Origin of the sequence: Streptomyces sp. 135 (assembly GCF_020026305.1) — a bacterium.
GTDB lineage: Bacteria > Actinomycetota > Actinomycetes > Streptomycetales > Streptomycetaceae > Streptomyces.
Window position 1 is genome coordinate 1,894,088 of sequence record NZ_CP075691.1, and the last position, 18,029, is coordinate 1,912,116.

Genomic DNA, 18,029 nt, shown 5'->3' on the forward strand with positions numbered 1-18,029 from the left:
CAGCCGCCGCGGCACGCACTGGAGAACGGTCGGGCGGCGCGCAGGATGCGCCATCCGGGTGACACTCACACGACGGTATGAATCTCATTCCGGATGCATCTCATTGCGGAAGGAGAGGATCCGCTGCGGCTCAGCCGGCCATGCCGTGGCGTACGGCCCAGAGCGCGGCCTGGGTGCGGTCGGCCAGGTCCAGTTTCATCAGGATGTTCGAGACGTGCGTCTTGACGGTCTTCTCGGAGAGCACCAGGGCGCGGGCGATCTCGCGGTTCGAGCGGCCGTCGGCGATCAGGCCGAGGACCTCCCGCTCGCGCTCGGTGAGTGAACCGCCCCTGCCGTGGCCGCCGTGCGCCTCCTCCTGGGAGAGCAGCGCGCCCGCCACCTCGGGCTGGAGCAGGACGTGTCCCGCGTGCACCGAGCGGATGGCGCCGGCGAGGGCGTCCGGGTCGACGTCCTTGTAGACATACCCCGCGGCGCCCGCGCGCAGGGCCGGGACCACCGTGCGCTGCTCGGTGAAGCTGGTGACGATGAGCACGCGCGCGGGGTTGGCCAGTTCGCGGAGCTTGCGCAGCGCCTCTACGCCGTCCATGCCGGGCATCTTGACGTCCATCAGGACGACGTCCGGCTTCAACTCCTCGGCCTGCGCCACCCCTTCGGCGCCGTCGGAGGCCTCGCCGACGACCTCGATGTCGTCCTGGATCTCCAGGAACGTCCGCAGACCGCGGCGCACCACCTGATGGTCGTCGACCAGCAGCACCCGGATCCCGTTCCTCGCTCTGCGCACCGCGTCAGCCACCGGGGACCTCCATCTCGATCGTCGTGCCCTTGCCGGGCACCGATTCCACGGTCAGCCGTCCGCCGACCCCGCTCGCCCGGTCCCGCATGGAGACCAGGCCCAAGTGCCGCCCCGCGCGCCGTATGGCCTTCGGGTCGAAGCCCGTGCCGTCGTCGGCGACGCGCAGCACGGCGCCGGCGCCCCGTTTGTCGAGGAGCACCTGGACCCGTGCGGCCCCGGAGTGCCGCAGGGCATTGTGCAGGGCTTCCTGGGCGACGCGGAGCATGGCTTCCTCCTGGGAGGCCGGCAGCGCCCGTACGCCGTTGCTCTCGAAGGTGACTTCGGCGGAGTGCGCGCGGTGCAGCACCTGTATGTGCGTACGCAAGGTGGCGACCAGGCCGTCCTCGTCCAGGGCGGCGGGGCGCAACTCCACGACGGCGGCGCGCAGTTCGTCGGCGGCCTCGGCGGCGAGCGCGGCGACCTGCTGCAGTTCGCCCTTGGCCCGGGAGGGGTCGCGGTCCACCAGGGCGGCGGCGGCCTGGGCGGTCAGGCGCAGCGAGAAGAGCTTCTGGCTGACCGCGTCGTGCAGTTCGTGGGCGAGGCGCGAGCGCTCCTCGGCGATGGTCAGCTCGCGGCTGCGCTCGTACAGGCGGGCGTTGCTGAGGGCGATCGCGGCGTGCTGGGCGAGGAGGGAGAGCAGTTCCTCGTCGTCCGCGGTGAAGCCGCAGCCGCCCTGGGGCTTGGGGCATCGCTTGTTGGCGAGGAAGAGGGCGCCGAGCGTCTCGTCGCCGTAGCGGATCGGGAGGCCGAGGAAGTCGGACATGTCCGGGTGGGCGGCGGGCCAGCCCTCGAAGCGGGGGTCCTCGCGCACGTCCGCCAGGCGCTCGGGCTCGGCCTTCCGGAGCATCGCGGCGAGGATGCCGTGCTGTCTGGGGAGCGGGCCGATGGCCTTCCACTGCTCGTCGCTGACGCCGTCGACGACGAACTGGGCGAAGCCGCCGTGGTCGTCGGGGACCCCGAGCGCGGCGTACTCGGCGTCGAGCAGGTCGCGGGCCGAGGCGACGATCGTCTTGAGGACGTCGCGCACCTCCAGATGCCTGCTCATGGCGAGCAGCGCGGCACTCACCGCGTTCAGACCTGATCGGGGTCCTTGACTCATGGCCACACCGTACCGGCGGGGTGTGACAGTGCGTATCCGACCTGTGGCGGCCCCCGCCTGGGCCCCGAGCCCTAGGCCCATAGGAGGGGCATGTGTGCGTGCGCCGCGTGTGGGCAGGGGGTGGGACGGCCGGGATTTCGGGGCCTCACGGAGCGCATTGCTGCGGCAACTATTGGTGAGACTGTTACGCCCCTGATGTGAGGCCGCGCATAGGACACGCGTCACGTACGAGGGTGCCTAGTGGAGGAGAGGCCCCTTTGCGTACGCGGGGCACGGGGTCCTTTGGGGTGTGCTCGCACCCCCTGATCCACTACCCGGGATCGTACGTCACACCTTTGCCACAGAATTTTGCGGCCGCTAAGAATTGCACTCGTCGCTCGGCGCCGCGGTTCTCGCACCGCGGCGTTTGTGTCGGGTAAGCAACTGTCCCCCACCGGCCCAGGGCGACCTCCGCTACTTGAAGAGGTCCCTTTCGCATGTCCCAGTACACCGCTCCTGGTCATAGTCGCAACAACCTGACCAAGGCCCAGAAGTTCTCGATCGCCGGCGTCGCCACGCTCGGTGCCGCCGCCCTCGCCTTCTCCCTCGTGCCGGGCAGCCCCGAGGCCAGTGCCCAGGCCGCCGACGTCTCCCCCGTCGCCTTCGCCGCGTCCTCCCACGCGCAGCAGGCGGTGCACGCCGGTGTCGCCAAGCAGCAGACGAACGCCGACAAGCAGGCGAAGGACGCCGCCGCGAAGGCCGCCGCCGACAAGAAGGCCGCCGACGAGGCCGCCGCGAAGAAGAAGGCCGAGGACGAGCGCAAGGCCAAGGAGGCGGCGAGCCGCGCCGCCGCCCGCAAGCCCGTCTACGCCAACAACCTGGACGGCTGGATCCGCCAGTCCCTGGACATCATGAAGGCCAAGGGCATCCCCGGCTCCTACGAGGGTCTGCACCGCAACATCCTCCGGGAGTCCTCGGGCAACCCGAACGCCATCAACGGCTGGGACATCAACGCGATCAACGGCACCCCGTCGATCGGCCTGCTCCAGGTCATCAAGCCGACGTTCGACGCGTATCACGTCGAGGGCACGTCCACGAACATCTACGACCCGGTCGCCAACATCACGGCCGCGGCCAACTACGCCGCCGACCGGTACGGCTCGATGGACAACGTGAACGGCGCCTACTGACCTTGATCGCCTGATCACTGGACCTCTTCAGCCGAAGACTCGGTCCGCAGACGCCGAAGGGCGGCACCCCGCGTGGGGTGCCGCCCTTCTCGTATGCCGGTACGCACGTAGTACGTCTTCAGTACGTCGTGGCGTGCTTACTTGCGCATGACCTCGGGCTCGTGCCGGCGCAGCAGGCGGGCGACCGCGACACCGCAGATGATGCCGAGCGCGAGCAGGACCGTGATGTTGATGCCCCACTGTCCGGCCGAGTGCTCCCACAGGGGGTCCAGGTCGGTGGGGTTCTTCGCGTCCCAGGGCGGCATCAGGTGCGCGAGGTCGAGCGTGGCGCCCGCGCCCGCGATGGCCCAGCGCGACGGCATCAGCCAGGCGAACTGCTCCAGGCCCGGCGAGCCGTAGACCTGGAAGAGGACGCCGGTGAACACGACCTGGACGATCGCGAACATGACCAGGAGCGGCATGGTCTTCTCGGCGGTCTTCACCAGCGAGGAGATGACCAGGCCGAACATCATCGAGGTGAAGCCGAGCGCGATGATCGTCAGGCAGATCTCCACGGCCGGGGGCATGATCAGGCCCTCTTCCGGCAGCTCGCGCGGGGCGAAGCCGATGGCGCAGATGATGACGCCCTGGAAGGCCGTGATCACGCCGAGGACGATGACCTTGGACATCAGGTACGCCGAGCGGGAGAGGCCGGTGGCCCGTTCCCGTTCGTAGATGACCCGTTCCTTGATCAGCTCACGTACGGAGTTGGCCGCGCCCGAGAAGCACATGCCGACCGCGAGGATCAGCATGATCGTGCCGGCGTCGCCGTTGAACTTGGCGGGCGGCTTCGGCGGGGCGAGGCCGAAGTCGGCCGGGATGACGACGCTGACGATGCCGAGGACCGCCGGCAGGATCACCATCAGGCCGAGGAAGCCCTTGTCGGAGGCGATGACCGAGGTGTAGCGGCGGATCAGGGTCCACAGCTGGGAGCCCCAGCCCTGCGGCTTCGGCGGCTTCACCGCCTGTGGGGGCGGCATCGGTGCGGACTGCGCGGCGACGGCGTCGATGTCCGCGGCGTACATCTGGTAGTGCTGCGAGCCCTTCCAGCGGCCCGCCCAGTCGTAGTCGCGGTAGTTCTCGAAAGCGGAGAAGACGTCGGCCCAGGTGCTGTAGCCGAAGAAGTTGAGGGCTTCCTCCGGCGGGCCGAAGTACGCCACGGAGCCGCCGGGTGCCATCACCAGGAGCTTGTCGCAGATCGCCAGCTCGGCGACCGAGTGCGTGACGACGAGGACCGTACGGCCGTCGTCGGCGAGGCCGCGCAGGAGCTGCATGACGTCGCGGTCCATGCCCGGGTCGAGGCCGGAGGTCGGCTCGTCCAGGAAGATCAGCGAGGGCTTGGTCAGCAGCTCCAGGGCGACCGACACGCGCTTGCGCTGGCCACCGGAGAGGGAGGTGACCTTCTTCTCCTTGTGGATGTCCAGCTTGAGCTCGCGCAGCACCTCGTCGATGCGGGACTGGCGCTCGGCCTCCGTGGTGTCGGCCGGGAAGCGCAGTTTGGCCGCGTACTTCAGGGCCTTCTTGACGGTCAGCTCCTTGTGCAGGATGTCGTCCTGCGGGACCAGACCGATGCGCTGGCGCAGCTCGGCGAACTGCTTGTACAGGTTCCGGTTGTCGTAGAGGACGTCGCCCTGGTTGGCGGGCCGGTAGCCGGTGAGCGCCTTGAGCAGGGTGGACTTGCCGGAACCGGAGGGGCCGATGACCGCGATGAGCGACTTCTCCGGGACGCCGAAGGAGACGTCCTTGAGGATCTGCTTGCCGCCGTCGACCGTGACCGTGAGGTGGCGGGCCGAGAAGGAGACGTCACCGGTGTCGACGAACTCCTCGAGCTGCCCGCCGACGAGGCGGAACGTCGAGTGGCCGACGCCGACGATGTCGTTCGGGCCGATGAGGACCGTCGAGGACTTCGCGATCGGCTGGCCGTTGACGTACGTGCCGTTGTGCGAGCCGAGGTCGTGGATCTCGAAGCGGCCGTCGGGCGTCGCCGTGAACTCGGCGTGGTGGCGCGATACCTGGAGGTCGGAGACGACCAGCTCGTTCTCCAGGGCGCGGCCGATGCGCATCTTGCGGCCGAGCGCCAGCTGGTGGAACGTCGTCGGGCTGCGATCGCCGTAGACCGGCGGGGCCCCCGCAGCGCCGCCGGAACCGGGATTCTTCTGCGCGAGCTGCTCGGCGGGACCGGACTGCTGCGGCACGTGTGGCTGCTGCGGCGGCTGGTGCTGCTGAGGCTGGTGCTGTTGCTGCCAGCCCTGCTGCTGCGGCTGGTACGGGGCCTGCTGCTGGGGTGCCTGTTGGTGCGGGACCTGGTGGTGCGGGGCCTGCTGGTGCGGGGCCTGCTGCCCGCCGGCCTGCGCGGCCCAGCCGGGAGCCTCCTGCTGGGGCGCGTGCTGCTGCGGCGCGGCCTGCTGGGCGTACTGCTGCGCCGCGGACGCGCCTACGGCGCCGGACAGATTCAGCCGCGGGCCGTCGGTCGCGTTGCCGAGGTGCACGGCCGAACCGGGGCCGATCTCCATCTGATGGATCCGCTGGCCCTGCACGAAGGTGCCGTTGGTACTGCCGTGGTCCTCAATGACCCAACTGCGCCCGCTCCAGCTGATCGTGGCGTGACGCCAGGAGACCCTGGCGTCGTCGAGCGCGATATCCCCCTGCGGATCACGTCCGAGGGTGTATGGCCTGGACGCGTCAAGCGTCCAGGTCCTTCCATTCAATTCCAGTACGAGTTCCGGCACTCCATGCCCCACTGAGTTGTCCCCCGAGCTAGCCCCCGTCGATGGGGAGTCTAGGGATGTCGAACATCGGGAGGAACTATTTCAGGAGGAGGCCTCTGACCGAAAGTCGGGCCTTGTGAAGACTGAGTACGGGCCTGTTCGGTTGCCCCGTTGACGGGGCAGAAACCGCCCTGGAGAGTAGTAAGCGCCCATCCCGGCCATTACACGCATGAGATGCGTGAAACGCATGTTTCGTATGGAGCGCGAACGGCGTGGTGACGGGGCGGCGCACTGCGGTTCGGGGGTCCTATGCAGGCCGGTGCGGACAAGGGCGAAGGCCGGAGCGTGCGGTGGGGCGACGTACTGCTCTGCGCGGTCGCCGCGGTGAGCTGGTCGCTGATCGGCATGGCGGGGACGGCCGCGCTGGGGCTGCATCTGCTCGGGGCGGACTCGGTGGGCTCCCTCGGGCCGGTGACGGCCGCGACGGTGGCGCTCGGCGCGGGCGGCTCGGTCACACCGTCCGGTGACGTCTCGGCGTTCGGTCTGGACGAGGCCGAGGCGACCACGGCGGTCGATATCGCGCCACTGGGCGTGGGCCTGGTCGGAGCGCTGCTCCTCGCCCACTTCTTCCTGCGGTCGCTGCGCATGGCGGGGGTCGTCATCAGCCCCGCCGAACTCATCGCGCGGGCGGGCGCGGTGATCGCGCTCTTCCTGGCGATGCTCGCGGGGCTCGTCTGGGCGGGGCATGACGTCGTCACGATCGACGGCGAGCGGCTCGGCCTCGACAAGGAGATGGACAAGGAGATCGACAAGGGCATCGAGGAAGGGCTCGACCGGTTGCCCGGCGGGATCGGCGACAAGCTGCGCGACGGCCTTGGCGACATCGGGGACGTCGGGGATATCGGGGGCATCGGCGGGTTGCTGCCCGACCGGCTCGGGGATCTGGCGCAGGCCAAGGCCTCGGTCGGGTTCACCGTCGACACCGCGCCGACGCTGCTCGGCGGGACGGTGTGGGCGGCCGGTGTCCTGCTCATCGCGTTGCTCGCGTCGCGCCGCACGCCGTTGCCGCGGGGCCTCGGCGCGCTGCACCGGGTGGTGCGGCCCGCGGCTTCCGCGCTGATCACGGTGGCGCTGGTGGCGGTCGCCGCGGGGTTCGCCGCGGCGGCGTACGCGATGACCGGCGACGATCACCCCCGGCGGATCGCCGGTGCCGCGCTGCTCGGGGCGCCGAACGGCGTGTGGTTCGGCGTCCCCGTGGGGCTCTGCGTCCCGTGGGACGGCAGCGCGACGGGCGTCCTCGCGCGCTTCCTGCCGGATCCGGTGGACGACCTGCTCTCCGGAAGCTCGGAGCGGGCGCTCACACTGGGGCGCCTTGCCGAACTCGACGGCAGAGTATGGCTGTTGGGGGTGGCGGCCGCCCTGATGATGTTGTTCGCGGGGGTGCTGACGGCGGTACGGACTCCAGTGGCTCGGGAAGCTTCGGCGCGCACGGCGGGCGCCCTGGGGTTCGCCGGGCGCTGCGGGGTTCGGCTCGGGGCCGCGACCGCGGTCGGGCTTCCGCTGCTGGTGTGGCTGACCGGGGTGTCCGCCGACGCCTCGCTGTCCGTGTTCGGCATCGACGCGTTCGGCGCGGGGATCGAGCTGCACGGCCGCGTGGGTGCGGCGGCGTGGCTCGGGGCGGCGTGGGGGTTCGGGGCGGGGGCGGCGGGGGCGGTGCTCGCGTACGCGACGGGGGCAGCGGGCGGGCGGGCTGCGCCGCTGGCTTTGGCCCTGGCCCTGCGTCCGCCTTCGGGGGCGGCTGTGGCTGCGGGGTCGGTTGCGGCTGTGGGGTCGGGTACGGCTGCGGGTACGGGTGCGAGGTCGGCTGCGGCTGCGAGGTTTGGCTCGGGCTGGGGCTTGGGGCCGGAGTCTGACTTGAGGTCGGGCTCTGGACCGGGCTCGGAATCAGGCTCGGCCTCGGAACCAGGGTCAGGCTCGGCCTCGGAGTCAGGCTCGGCCTCGGGATCAGGGTCCGGCTCGGGATCAGGGTCCGGCTCGGGGAACCCGAAGGCGGCGGACGAGGCCGCTGCGGGGCGGGACGAAGCCGGAGCCGGAGCCGCGAGGGACGAGGCGGGGCCGTACCGCCCCGGCGCACCGCACCGGCCGCCGAACCCGGACACCAACCCCTACCTGCGGCCGCCACCGGACGTGTCCAGCGCGCCCACGGTCGTGGGGCCGATCGTGCCGCCGCCTCGTCCTCGGCCGAAGCCGGCCCGCCCCCGCCCCCGGCCGGGCGACTGGCCTCCCCCGCCGCCGCCACCCCCGCCACCCCCGAAGGCACCGCGCGGGCCACGCTGACGTACGCCTTCGTGCGGCGTGGCGGTCCGCGGTGTCCGGCACGCGGACCGCCCGGGCGCCGACGCGGAGGGGGCGGATACCGTAGGGATCACCATGAGTGCTCCGCAGCCCCCTCAGCCGGCCGACATCCCGACGCTCCTCGTCAAGATCTTCGGCAAGGACCGCCCCGGCCTCACCGCCGGCCTCTTCGACACCCTCGCCGCCTACTCCGTCGACGTCGTCGACATCGAGCAGGTCGTCACCCGCGGCCGGATCGTGCTGTGCGCGCTCGTGACCGCGCCGCCCGCCGGCCTGGAGGGCGATCTGCGCGCCACCGTCCACAGCTGGGCGGAGTCCATGAAGATGCAGGCCGAGATCATCTCGGGCATCGGCGACAACCGTCCGCGCGGCCTCGGGCGCTCGCTCGTGACGGTGCTCGGCCACCCGCTGACGTCGGAGTCGACGGCCGCGATCGCCGCCCGGATAACGGCCACCGGCGGCAACATCGACCGTATCTTCCGGCTCGCCAAATACCCGGTCACCGCCGTCGAGTTCGCGGTGTCCGGCACCGGGACCGAGCCGCTGCGCACCGCCCTCGCCATAGAGGCCGCGAAGCTCGGCGTGGACGTCGCGGTCGTCGCGGCGGGCCTGCACCGCCGCGCGCAGCGCCTGGTCGTGATGGACGTCGACTCGACGCTCATCCAGGACGAGGTCATCGAACTCTTCGCCGCGCACGCCGGCTGCGAGGCCGAGGTCGCCGAGGTGACGGCGGCGGCGATGCGCGGCGAGCTGGACTTCGAGCAGTCGCTGCACGCGCGCGTGGAGCTGCTGGCGGGTCTCGACGCGTCGGTCGTCGACAAGGTCCGCGCCGAGGTCCGGCTCACCCCGGGGGCCCGCACCCTCATCCGCACCCTCAAGCGCCTCGGCTATCAAGTGGGCGTCGTCTCGGGCGGTTTCACCCAGGTGACCGATGATCTGAAGGAGCGTCTCGGCCTCGACTTCGCCCAGGCCAACACCCTGGAGATCGTCGACGGCAAGCTCACCGGCAAGGTGACCGGCGAGATCGTCGACCGGGCGGGCAAGGCCCGGCTGCTGCGCCGCTTCGCCAAGGAGGCGGGGGTCCCGCTGGAGCAGACCGTCGCGATCGGCGACGGCGCGAACGACCTCGACATGCTGAACGCGGCCGGGCTCGGTGTCGCCTTCAACGCCAAGCCGGTGGTCCGCGAGGCCGCGCACACCGCGGTGAACGTGCCCTTCCTGGACACCGTCCTCTACCTCCTCGGCATTACCCGCGAAGAGGTCGAGGCGGCGGACACCCACTTGGACTGACAGCCGGCCGCTTCCCACGGCTGACGGCCTGCCGCTTCCCATGACTGACAGCCGGCCGCTTCCTTCGCTGCCCGGCGTACGCACGGACGGGGCCCCGCACCGCGTGGTGCGGGGCCCCGTCCGCGTATCAACGGAAAGGAGGGACGGTGGAGGGTTACTCGGACGGCGCCCAGTAGTCGACGAGGGTGGCCACGCCCGGTTCGAGCGCCTTCCACGAGCCGGAGTACGTGAGGACGGAGAAGGTGGCGGTCGGGAAGCCCCGGCGGTTCAGCCGCTCCCGGGCGTCGTCCTCGGCCTCCCCGGCCAGCACGTCGGTCAGGCCCTGGATGCCGGGGTTGTGACCGATCAGGACGACGTTCCGCACGTCGTCCGGGGTTTCGTTGAGCACGGCGATCAGCTCGCCGGGAGAGGCTTCGTACAGCCTCTCCTCGTAGATGGTCTTCGGCCGCTGCGGCAGCTCCTGGACGGCGAGCTTCCAGGTCTCGCGGGTCCGGGTCGCGGTCGAGCAGAGGGCCAGGTCGAAGGGGATGCCGCTGTCGGCCAGCTTGCGTCCGGCGACGGGGGCGTCCCTGCGGCCCCGGTCGGCGAGCGGCCGCTCGTGGTCGGAGACCTGCGGCCAGTCGGCCTTCGCATGCCGGAAGAGGACAATCCTGCGGGGTTCTGCGACGCTCATGCGTCCCAGCTTCGCATGAAACGCGCCACGGGGCGCAGGTAGTTGAGGCGGTGGCCCGGCACGGGTGACGCCTCCGGCGGGGCCTGCCTCACGGGGTCGTCCGCGAGATCAGGGCCTGTATGCGCTCGATGAGGGTGGTGACGACGGGCTCGCTGCTCGCGGCGTGCGCGTCCGCGGGGTTCAGGACCAGCAGGAGCAGGGCCGCGAAGGCGATGGCGGGCAGGGCGACGGCCCACCACGGGAGCTGGATCTCGACGCTGCCGGACTCCGCGGGGTCGCGCCGGGTGTGCGTACGGACCGACATGCCGCCTCCGTGGTCTTCGAGTGGTCCGTGCCCGCTGCGTCGCGGGCACAACTCGAAACTAGGCGATCGGCGGCCCTGGGCCCATCCGGTGATCCACCCACTTGACCCTGACACTGACCCCCTAGGGGATGGGGGTGCTAACCCCACCATCCGCCCTCTCGGAGCGCGTTCGGACCGCTGCCGGGGTCAGCTCACGGGGAGGCGATGGAGGCGATGATGCCGATGATCACGGTGATGGCCAGCATCGAGCCGAGCACGATGAGCAGCTTCTTCTGGCCGTTCTGGGGGTTCGGGTCAAGGACGGGCATACCGCAAGTCTCGCACCCTTGACCCGTGCCCCCGCCGCCGGGGTCAGGCCGTCGGGGCCGTCCTGGCCGCCCTGGCGGCCACCTCGTCCTCGACCGTGCGGTTGCGGCCCGCGAGGGTGCCGACGATGATCTGCGGCACCATCAGGCCCGCCATCAGCGCGATCGGCAGGCCCCAGCCGCCGCTGTGCTGGTAGAGGACGCCCACCAGGAGCGGTCCGGGGATCGAGATCAGATAGCCGGTGCTCTGCGCGAAGGCGGAGAGCTTGGCCACGCCCACACTGCTCTTGGCCCGCATGCCGACCATGGTGAGGGCGAGCGGGAAGGCGCAGTTGGAGACGCCGAGCAGCAGCGCCCAGACCCATGCGCCGCCCGCGGGGGCGAGGTAGAGGCCCGCGTATCCGGAGAGGCCGCAGAGACCGAGGACGAGGACGACGGGGCCCTGGTTGGTCAGGCGCGTGGCGACCCTGGGGATGACGAACGCCAGCGGCACGCCCATGGCCATCGTGACGGCGAGCAGGACGCCCGCCTCGCCCGCGGGGACGCCCGCGTCCCGGAAGATCTGCGGCATCCAGCCCATCGTGATGTACGCGGCCGTGGCCTGGAGTCCGAAGAAGACGGCGAGGGCCCAGGCGGTGCGGCTGTGGGTGATGCGCAGCTCCGCGTCCTCGTGCCGGACGGTGGTGCTGACGTGCTCCGGGGCGGCGGAGGCCGCGCTCCGGTCACGGACGAGCGGGATCCACGGCACGACGGCGACGACGGCGAGCGCCGCCCAGACGGCGAGGCCGGTCTGCCAGCGGCCGCCCAGCGCGTCGGTCATCGGGACCGTCAGGGCGGCGGCGAGGGAGGTGCCGAGCGCGAGGGCCATCGAGTACAGGCCGGTCATGGAGCCGACCCGGTCGGGGAACCAGCGCTTGACGATGACCGGCATCAGGACGTTGCTGACCGCGATGCCCATGAGGGCGAGCGCGGTGGCGGCGAGGAAGCCGGCCGTGCCCCCGACGAAGGGACGTATCACCAGGCCAGCGGCGATCGCGGCCATGCCGACGCAGACCACCGCGCTCGGGCCGAAGCGGCGGGCGAACCTGGGCGCCATGACGCCGAAGAACGCGAAGCAGAGCGGCGGCACGGAGGTGAGGAGTCCGGCGAGGGTGCCGCTCATGCCGAGGCCGTCGCGCACCTCTTCGAGAAGGGCACCGAGGCTGGTGATGGCCGGGCGGAGGTTGAGGGCCGCGAGGACGATGCCGACGATGACCAGACGCGTCGCCCACGCGCGCGTGGGGGCTTGTTTCTCCGTCGTCCCGGTACGCGGGGAGGGTGTCGCCGTCGGTGTCATCGTCGTGGTTTCCTCACTAGCCATGGGTCCATCATAGAATCATGGGATGATTGGCTGTCCAATCGGTTCCGGTTCTCGCACGAAGGAACGTCATGCCGCTGACCACTCCGCGCCGTTCGGCGCTCTCCGAACAGGTCATCTCCGAGCTGCGCAACCAGATCGCCTCGGGCGAGTGGCCGGTCGGCTCCCGCATCCCCACCGAGCCGGAGCTGGTCGAACAGCTGGGCGTGGCCAGGAACACCGTCAGGGAGGCCGTCCGCGCCCTCGCGCACAACGGCCTGCTCGACATCCGCCAGGGCTCCGGCACCTTCGTCGTCGCGACCAGCGAGCTGGCGGGCGTGATGCACCGCAGGTTCGCCGACGCCGACCCCCGGCACATCGCCGAACTGCGCAGCACGCTGGAGTCGAGCGCCGCGAAGCTCGCCGCCGAGCGCCGCACCGAGCGCGACCTCAAGCAGCTCGACGGCCTGCTCGCGCGCCGCGAGCAGGCCTGGGCGGCGGGAGACGCGGAGGCCTTCGTGACGGCCGACGCGACCCTTCACATGGCCGTGGTGGCCGCGTCCCACAACGATGTCATGACGGCGCTGTACGCCGACCTCGGCGAGGTCCTGCGGGACTGGCTGCGCGAGGACATCGGCAAGGACCTGAGCCCCGAGGCCCACATGGACCATGCCCGTCTGGTCGAGGCGATCCGCGCGCGGGACACCGAGGCCGCCGCGGCGGAAGCGGCGAGTTACCCCTTCATGTGCCGCCCGGAGCGGCTCACCCGGGGCTGACCCTCACTTCTGGTGGCCGGGGCCGGCCCTCACTTCTCGTGGCTGACCCAGGCCGAGCGGACCTCTTTCCAGCACCGCCCGGCCAGCCGCACGGTCTGGGCGGGGCCCGCCTCGACCGGGGCGCTGTCGACGTCGATGTCCCACCACCGGTCGCACTCCACGTGCAGCCGGACCCGGTCGGTCTCGGGGTACGGGTTGTGGCAGTACGCGATGACCGCGGAGCCGTGGACGCCGACGCGGCACTCCGCGCCGAAGGGCCGGGGCTCCCGGTCGCCCTGCTTCCCGCGCGCGTGGCGCTCGGGACCGGTGTCGCCGAGGGACGCGGCGCCCGTGGGCACGGCGACCAGCAGGGCGAGAGCGGCGAGCACCGCACCGGAGAGACGCACACTTCAGGGTGCGCGGCCCTCCCCCGCCGCCGCCCGGCCGGGGGGCCGAACGGGTGACGCCCCGCCTCCCGCGCACTGCGGGGGACGGGGCGTCATCTTCGTACGTAAGGCCTGGTCAGGCACCCATCATGTGCACGCCGCCGTCGACGTGGATGATCTCGCCGGTGGTCTTCGGGAAGAAGTCGGAGAGCAGGGCGACGATGCCACGGCCCGCGGGCTCCGGGTCGGCCATGTCCCACTCCAGCGGGGAGCGGCTGTTCCAGACGTCGGCGAGTTCCGAGAAGCCCGGGATGGACTTCGCGGCCATCGAGCCGAGCGGGCCCGCCGAGATCATGTTGCAGCGGATGTTCTCCTTGCCCAGGTCACGGGCGAGGTAGCGCGAGGTGGCCTCCAGGGCGGCCTTGGCCGGACCCATCCAGTCGTACTTCGGCCAGGCGTACTGCGCGTCGAAGGTGAGACCGACGACGGAGCCGCCGTTCGTCATCAGGGGGCGGCAGGCCATGGTGAGCGACTTCAGGGAGAACGCCGAGACGTGCATCGCCGTCGAGACGTCCTCGAAGGTCGCCTCCAGGAAGTTGAAGGCACCCTGCGGCGCGAAGCCGATGGAGTGCACGATGCCGTCCAGGCCGCCGAGCTCGTCCTTGACCAGGCCCGCGAGCCGGTCCAGGTGTTCCTGGTCGGTCACGTCCAGCTCGATGACCTTGGCGGGCTTGGGCAGCTTCCGCGCGATGCGCTCGGTGAGGGTGGGCCGCGGGAAGGCGGTCAGGATGACCTCGGCGCCCTGCTCCTGGGCGACCTTCGCCGCGTGGAAGGCGATGGAGGCCTCCGTCAGGACGCCGGTGATCAGGATCTTCTTGCCGTCGAGAATTCCGCTCATGGTGATCAGTGACCCATGCCCAATCCGCCGTCAACGGGGATGACGGCTCCAGTGATGTACGAGGCGTCGTCGGACGCGAGGAACTTCACCGCGGCGGCGATCTCCTCGGGGCGCGCGTAACGGCCGAGCGGCACCTGAGAGACGATGCCCTCACGCTGCTCGTCCGTCAGCACCTTGGTCATGTCGGTGTCGACAAAACCGGGCGCGACGACGTTGAAGGTGAGGTTGCGCGACCCGAGCTCACGGGCGAGCGAGCGCGCGAAGCCGACCAGACCCGCCTTGGAGGCGGCGTAGTTGGCCTGCCCCGGGCCACCCATGAGGCCCACGACCGAGGAGATCAGGACGACGCGGCCCTTCCTGGCCCGCAGCATGCCGCGGTTGGCGCGCTTGACGACGCGGAAGGTGCCGGTGAGGTTGGTGTCGAGGACGGACGTGAAGTCCTCCTCCGACATACGCATCAGGAGCTGGTCCTTGGTGATGCCCGCGTTGGCGACCAGGACCTCCACGTTCCCGTGCTTCTCCTCGACCTCCTTGTAGGCCTGCTCCACCTGCTCGGCGTCGGTGATGTCGCACTTCACGGCGAGGACCCCGGCGTCGGTGAGCTCCTTCGGCGGCTCACCCGAGCGGTAGGTGATCGCGACCTTGTCGCCGGCGTCGGCGAAGGCGCGGGCGATGGCGAGGCCGATGCCCCGGTTTCCTCCGGTGACGAGAACCGAGCGGCTCAACGGATCACCCTTTCGATAAGCGGTCTGGTACCTCGAAAACCTATCGGTACCTTCCGCGATACGGAGAATCGGTGACCGACAGTGGCGCGAAGGACTCGCTGTGGGGTCCCTACAGAAAGCTCTGGCCGCCGACCCGTCGGGCGCGACATGATCGGACCGACCGGTGCCGACAGCAGGGAGACATTCGTGCCTCATTCCATCGATGAAGCCTTCACGGCGCTGCCGCTGCGGGCTCTCGCCGACGCCGCGCTCGCCCGCGCGCGGGCGCTCGGCGCCGACCACGCGGACTTCCGTCTGGAGCGGGTGCGCAGCGCGTCCTGGCAGCTGCGGGACGCCCGGCCGTCCGGCACCTCGGACGCCACGGACCTGGGGTACGCGGTCCGGGTCGTGCACGGCGGGACCTGGGGGTTCGCCTCGGGCGTCGACCTGACGATGGACGCCGCGGCCCGGGTCGCCTCGCAGGCCGTGGCCATGGCCAAGCTGTCCGCGCAGGTCATCAAGGCCGCGGGGTCCGTGGGGGCACCTCCCACGCCTTTCGGGCAGTGGGGGCGGGTGGAGCTGGCGGACGAGCCCGTGCACGCCGACCGGACCTGGGTGTCGTCGTACGAGATCGACCCCTTCTCCGTGCCCGACGAGGACAAGGCGGGGCTCCTCGCCGACTGGAGCGCACGGCTGCTGGCCGCCGACGGGGTCGCGCACGTCGACGCCTCACTGCTCACCGTGCACGAGAACAAGTTCTACGCGGATACGGCGGGCACGGTGACCACGCAGCAGCGGGTCCGCCTGCACCCGCAGCTCACCGCGGTCGCCGTGGACGGGTCGAGCGGTGAGTTCGACTCGATGCGCACGATCGCGCCGCCGGTCGGACGGGGCTGGGAGTACCTCACCGGGACCGGCTGGGACTGGCAGGGCGAGCTGGAGCGCATCCCCGAGCAGTTGGCGGAGAAGATGCGGGCGCCGAGCGTCCGGGCGGGCTCCTACGACCTCGTCGTCGACCCGTCGAACCTCTGGCTGACCATCCACGAGTCCATCGGCCACGCCACCGAGCTCGACCGCGCGCTCGGCTACGAGGCGGCGTACGCGGGCACGTCCTTCGCCACCTTCGACCAGCTCGGCAAGCTGGCGTACGGCTCGTCGCTGATGAACGTCACCGGCGACCGGACCGCCGAGCACGGACTCGCCACCATCGGCTACGACGACGAGGGCGTCGCCGCGCAGTCCTGGGACCTGATCAAGGACGGCACGCTCGTCGGCTACCAACTGGACCGGCGCATCGCGAAGCTCACCGGCTTCGAGCGCTCGAACGGCTGCGCGTACGCCGACTCCCCCGGCCACGTGCCGGTGCAGCGCATGGCGAACGTGTCGCTCCAGCCGGACCCCGGCGGGCTCTCCACGGAGGACCTGATCGCGGGCGTCGACCGCGGCATCTACGTGGTCGGCGACCGGTCCTGGTCGATCGACATGCAGAGGTACAACTTCCAGTTCACCGGGCAGCGCTTCTACAAGATCGAGAACGGGCGGCTCGCCGGACAGCTCCGCGACGTCGCCTACCAGGCCACGACCACCGACTTCTGGGGCTCCATGGCCGCCGTCGGCGGCCCGCAGACGTACGTACTCGGCGGCGCCTTCAACTGCGGCAAGGCCCAGCCGGGCCAGGTCGCCGCGGTCTCGCACGGCTGCCCTTCGGCCCTGTTCCGGGGCGTGAACATTCTGAACACCACGCAGGAGGCCGGCCGATGAGCCGCAGCGCCACCAAGCCGCACGAGATCGTCGAGCGCGCCCTCGAACTGTCCACCGCCGACGGCTGCGTCGTCATCGCCGACGAGGAGTCGACGGCGAACCTGCGCTGGGCGGGCAACGCCCTCACCACCAACGGCGTCACCCGCGGCCGCACCCTGACCGTCATCGCCACCGTCGACGGCAAGGAGGGCACCGCCTCGGGCGTCGTCTCGCGCTCGGCCGTCACCGCGAACGACCTGGAGCCGCTGGTGCGGGCCGCCGAGGAGGCCGCCCGGCACGCGGGCCCCGCCGAGGACGCGCAGCCCCTGGTCACCGGCACCGCCGCCTCCCCCGACTTCACGGACGCTCCGGCGGAGACCTCCTCGGCGGTCTTCGCGGACTTCGCCCCCGCCCTCGGCGAGGCCTTCGCCCGGGCCCGCGCGGGCGGCCGTGAGCTGTATGGCTTCGCGAACCACGAGTTCGTGTCGAGCTACCTCGGTACGTCGACGGGGCTGCGCCTGCGGCACGACCAGCCCAACGGCACCCTGGAGCTCAACGCCAAGTCGCCGGACCGCACCAAGTCGGCCTGGGCGGGACGCGCCACCCGGGACTTCAAGGACGTCGACCCGGCCGCCCTCGACGCCGAGCTGGCCCGGCGCCTCGGCTGGGCCCAGCGGCGTATCGACCTGCCCGCCGGGCGGTACGAGACGCTGCTGCCGCCGACCGCCGTGGCCGACCTGCTGATCTACCAGATGTGGTCCTCCTCGGCCCGGGACGCCGCCGAGGGCCGCACGGTGTTCTCCAAGCCGGGGGGTGCCACGCGCCTCGGCGAGCGGATCGCTCAGCTGCCGCTGACGCTGCGCAGCGACCCGCACGAGCCCGGTCTGGAGTCGGCGCCGTTCGTGCTCGCGCACGCCTCCGACGGTGACGCGTCCGTCTTCGACAACGGCCTGCCGCTGACCGCCACCGAGTGGATCCGCGCCGGAGAACTCGCCCACCTCGCCACCAGCCGGCACGGCGCCGCCCTCACCGGCCTGCCGGTGACGCCCGCCATCGACAACCTCGTCCTGGACGGCGGCGGCGACCGCTTCCTGGAGGAGATGGTCGCCGCCACCGAGCGCGGCCTGCTGCTCACCTGCCTCTGGTACATCCGCGAGGTCGACCCGGCCACCCTGCTGCTGACCGGCCTGACCAGGGACGGCGTCTACCTCGTCGAGAACGGCGAGGTCGTGGGCGAGGTGAACAACTTCCGGTTCAACGAATCGCCGGTCGACCTGCTCGGCCGGGCCTCGGAGGCGGGCCGTACGGAGAAGACGCTGCCGCGCGAGTGGGGCGACTACTTCACCCGGGCCGCGATGCCCGCGCTGCGCGTCCCGGATTTCAATATGAGTTCGATCAGCCAGGGCGTATAACCTCGGACCCTGCACATCCGTGCA

At 71.2% G+C, this 18,029-nt stretch carries 16 protein-coding genes; 6 read left to right on the forward strand and 10 right to left on the reverse strand.

Annotated features, from left to right (window positions below; translation table 11 throughout):
- Positions 1-130: 130 nt before the first annotated feature.
- A complete protein-coding gene (locus tag KKZ08_RS08495) occupies positions 131-793 on the reverse strand; it encodes a response regulator transcription factor (RefSeq protein ID WP_223773859.1) in 663 nt (220 codons plus the stop codon).
- On the reverse strand, positions 786-1,931 hold the full coding sequence (locus KKZ08_RS08500) for a GAF domain-containing sensor histidine kinase (protein WP_223773860.1): 1,146 nt from the start codon (positions 1,929-1,931) through the stop codon (positions 786-788). The genes KKZ08_RS08495 and KKZ08_RS08500 overlap by 8 nt, the downstream gene beginning before the upstream one ends.
- 476 nt (positions 1,932-2,407) lie before the next feature.
- On the opposite strand from KKZ08_RS08500, the gene KKZ08_RS08505 reads away from it, so the two are divergent.
- Entirely contained in the window at positions 2,408-3,100 is a 693-nt protein-coding gene (locus tag KKZ08_RS08505) for a transglycosylase SLT domain-containing protein (RefSeq protein ID WP_223773861.1), read from the forward strand.
- A 137-nt stretch (positions 3,101-3,237) separates the two neighbouring features.
- On the opposite strand, the gene KKZ08_RS08510 is transcribed toward KKZ08_RS08505, so the two are convergent.
- Entirely contained in the window at positions 3,238-5,868 is a 2,631-nt protein-coding gene (locus KKZ08_RS08510; RefSeq protein ID WP_223773862.1) for an FHA domain-containing protein, read from the reverse strand.
- Positions 5,869-6,156: 288 nt separating this feature from the next.
- Between KKZ08_RS08510 and KKZ08_RS08515 the strand changes: the two genes are divergently transcribed.
- Complete coding sequence (locus KKZ08_RS08515; RefSeq protein ID WP_223773863.1) at positions 6,157-8,184, forward strand: streptophobe family protein; 2,028 nt, start codon at positions 6,157-6,159, stop codon at positions 8,182-8,184.
- Between the two features lie 93 nt (positions 8,185-8,277).
- The gene (serB, locus tag KKZ08_RS08520; protein ID WP_223773864.1) at positions 8,278-9,492 is read left to right on the forward strand and encodes a phosphoserine phosphatase SerB; all 1,215 of its coding nucleotides are present in this window, start codon (positions 8,278-8,280) and stop codon (positions 9,490-9,492) included.
- Between the two features lie 154 nt (positions 9,493-9,646).
- On the opposite strand, the gene KKZ08_RS08525 is transcribed toward serB, so the two are convergent.
- The 4 genes from KKZ08_RS08525 to KKZ08_RS08535 all read right to left on the reverse strand — a co-directional run bounded on the left by KKZ08_RS08525 (position 9,647) and on the right by KKZ08_RS08535 (position 12,110).
- Positions 9,647-10,165 (reverse strand): histidine phosphatase family protein, encoded by a 519-nt coding sequence (locus tag KKZ08_RS08525; RefSeq protein WP_223773865.1) that lies wholly within the window; start codon positions 10,163-10,165, stop codon positions 9,647-9,649.
- An 88-nt stretch (positions 10,166-10,253) separates the two neighbouring features.
- Positions 10,254-10,469, reverse strand: coding sequence for a hypothetical protein (locus KKZ08_RS08530; protein WP_223773866.1), 216 nt, complete (start codon positions 10,467-10,469; stop codon positions 10,254-10,256).
- 191 nt (positions 10,470-10,660) lie between these two features.
- Positions 10,661-10,777, reverse strand: a complete 117-nt coding sequence (locus tag KKZ08_RS38605; RefSeq protein WP_150166275.1) for an SGM_5486 family transporter-associated protein — start codon at positions 10,775-10,777, stop codon at positions 10,661-10,663.
- Positions 10,778-10,820: 43 nt separating this feature from the next.
- Positions 10,821-12,110: a CynX/NimT family MFS transporter gene (locus KKZ08_RS08535; RefSeq protein WP_223778962.1), complete on the reverse strand. Its 1,290-nt coding sequence runs from the start codon at positions 12,108-12,110 to the stop codon at positions 10,821-10,823.
- A gap of 92 nt (positions 12,111-12,202) precedes the next feature.
- On the opposite strand from KKZ08_RS08535, the gene KKZ08_RS08540 reads away from it, so the two are divergent.
- Complete coding sequence (locus KKZ08_RS08540) at positions 12,203-12,886, forward strand: FadR/GntR family transcriptional regulator (RefSeq protein ID WP_223773867.1); 684 nt, start codon at positions 12,203-12,205, stop codon at positions 12,884-12,886.
- A 29-nt stretch (positions 12,887-12,915) separates the two neighbouring features.
- Here KKZ08_RS08540 and KKZ08_RS08545 read toward each other — a convergent pair whose 3' ends face one another.
- The 3 genes from KKZ08_RS08545 to fabG form a co-directional block, all read right to left on the reverse strand.
- The gene (locus KKZ08_RS08545) at positions 12,916-13,272 is read right to left on the reverse strand and encodes a hypothetical protein (RefSeq protein ID WP_223773868.1); all 357 of its coding nucleotides are present in this window, start codon (positions 13,270-13,272) and stop codon (positions 12,916-12,918) included.
- 115 nt (positions 13,273-13,387) lie between these two features.
- Entirely contained in the window at positions 13,388-14,149 is a 762-nt protein-coding gene (fabI, locus tag KKZ08_RS08550; protein WP_223773869.1) for an enoyl-ACP reductase FabI, read from the reverse strand.
- Positions 14,150-14,154: 5 nt separating this feature from the next.
- The gene (gene fabG / locus KKZ08_RS08555) at positions 14,155-14,874 is read right to left on the reverse strand and encodes a 3-oxoacyl-[acyl-carrier-protein] reductase (protein WP_223773870.1); all 720 of its coding nucleotides are present in this window, start codon (positions 14,872-14,874) and stop codon (positions 14,155-14,157) included.
- Between the two features lie 186 nt (positions 14,875-15,060).
- On the opposite strand from fabG, the gene KKZ08_RS08560 reads away from it, so the two are divergent.
- Both KKZ08_RS08560 and KKZ08_RS08565 read left to right on the forward strand, forming a co-directional pair.
- The gene (locus KKZ08_RS08560) at positions 15,061-16,614 is read left to right on the forward strand and encodes a TldD/PmbA family protein (RefSeq protein WP_223773871.1); all 1,554 of its coding nucleotides are present in this window, start codon (positions 15,061-15,063) and stop codon (positions 16,612-16,614) included.
- On the forward strand, positions 16,611-18,005 hold the full coding sequence (locus tag KKZ08_RS08565; RefSeq protein ID WP_223773872.1) for a metallopeptidase TldD-related protein: 1,395 nt from the start codon (positions 16,611-16,613) through the stop codon (positions 18,003-18,005). The genes KKZ08_RS08560 and KKZ08_RS08565 overlap by 4 nt, the downstream gene beginning before the upstream one ends.
- Positions 18,006-18,029: the final 24 nt, after the last annotated feature.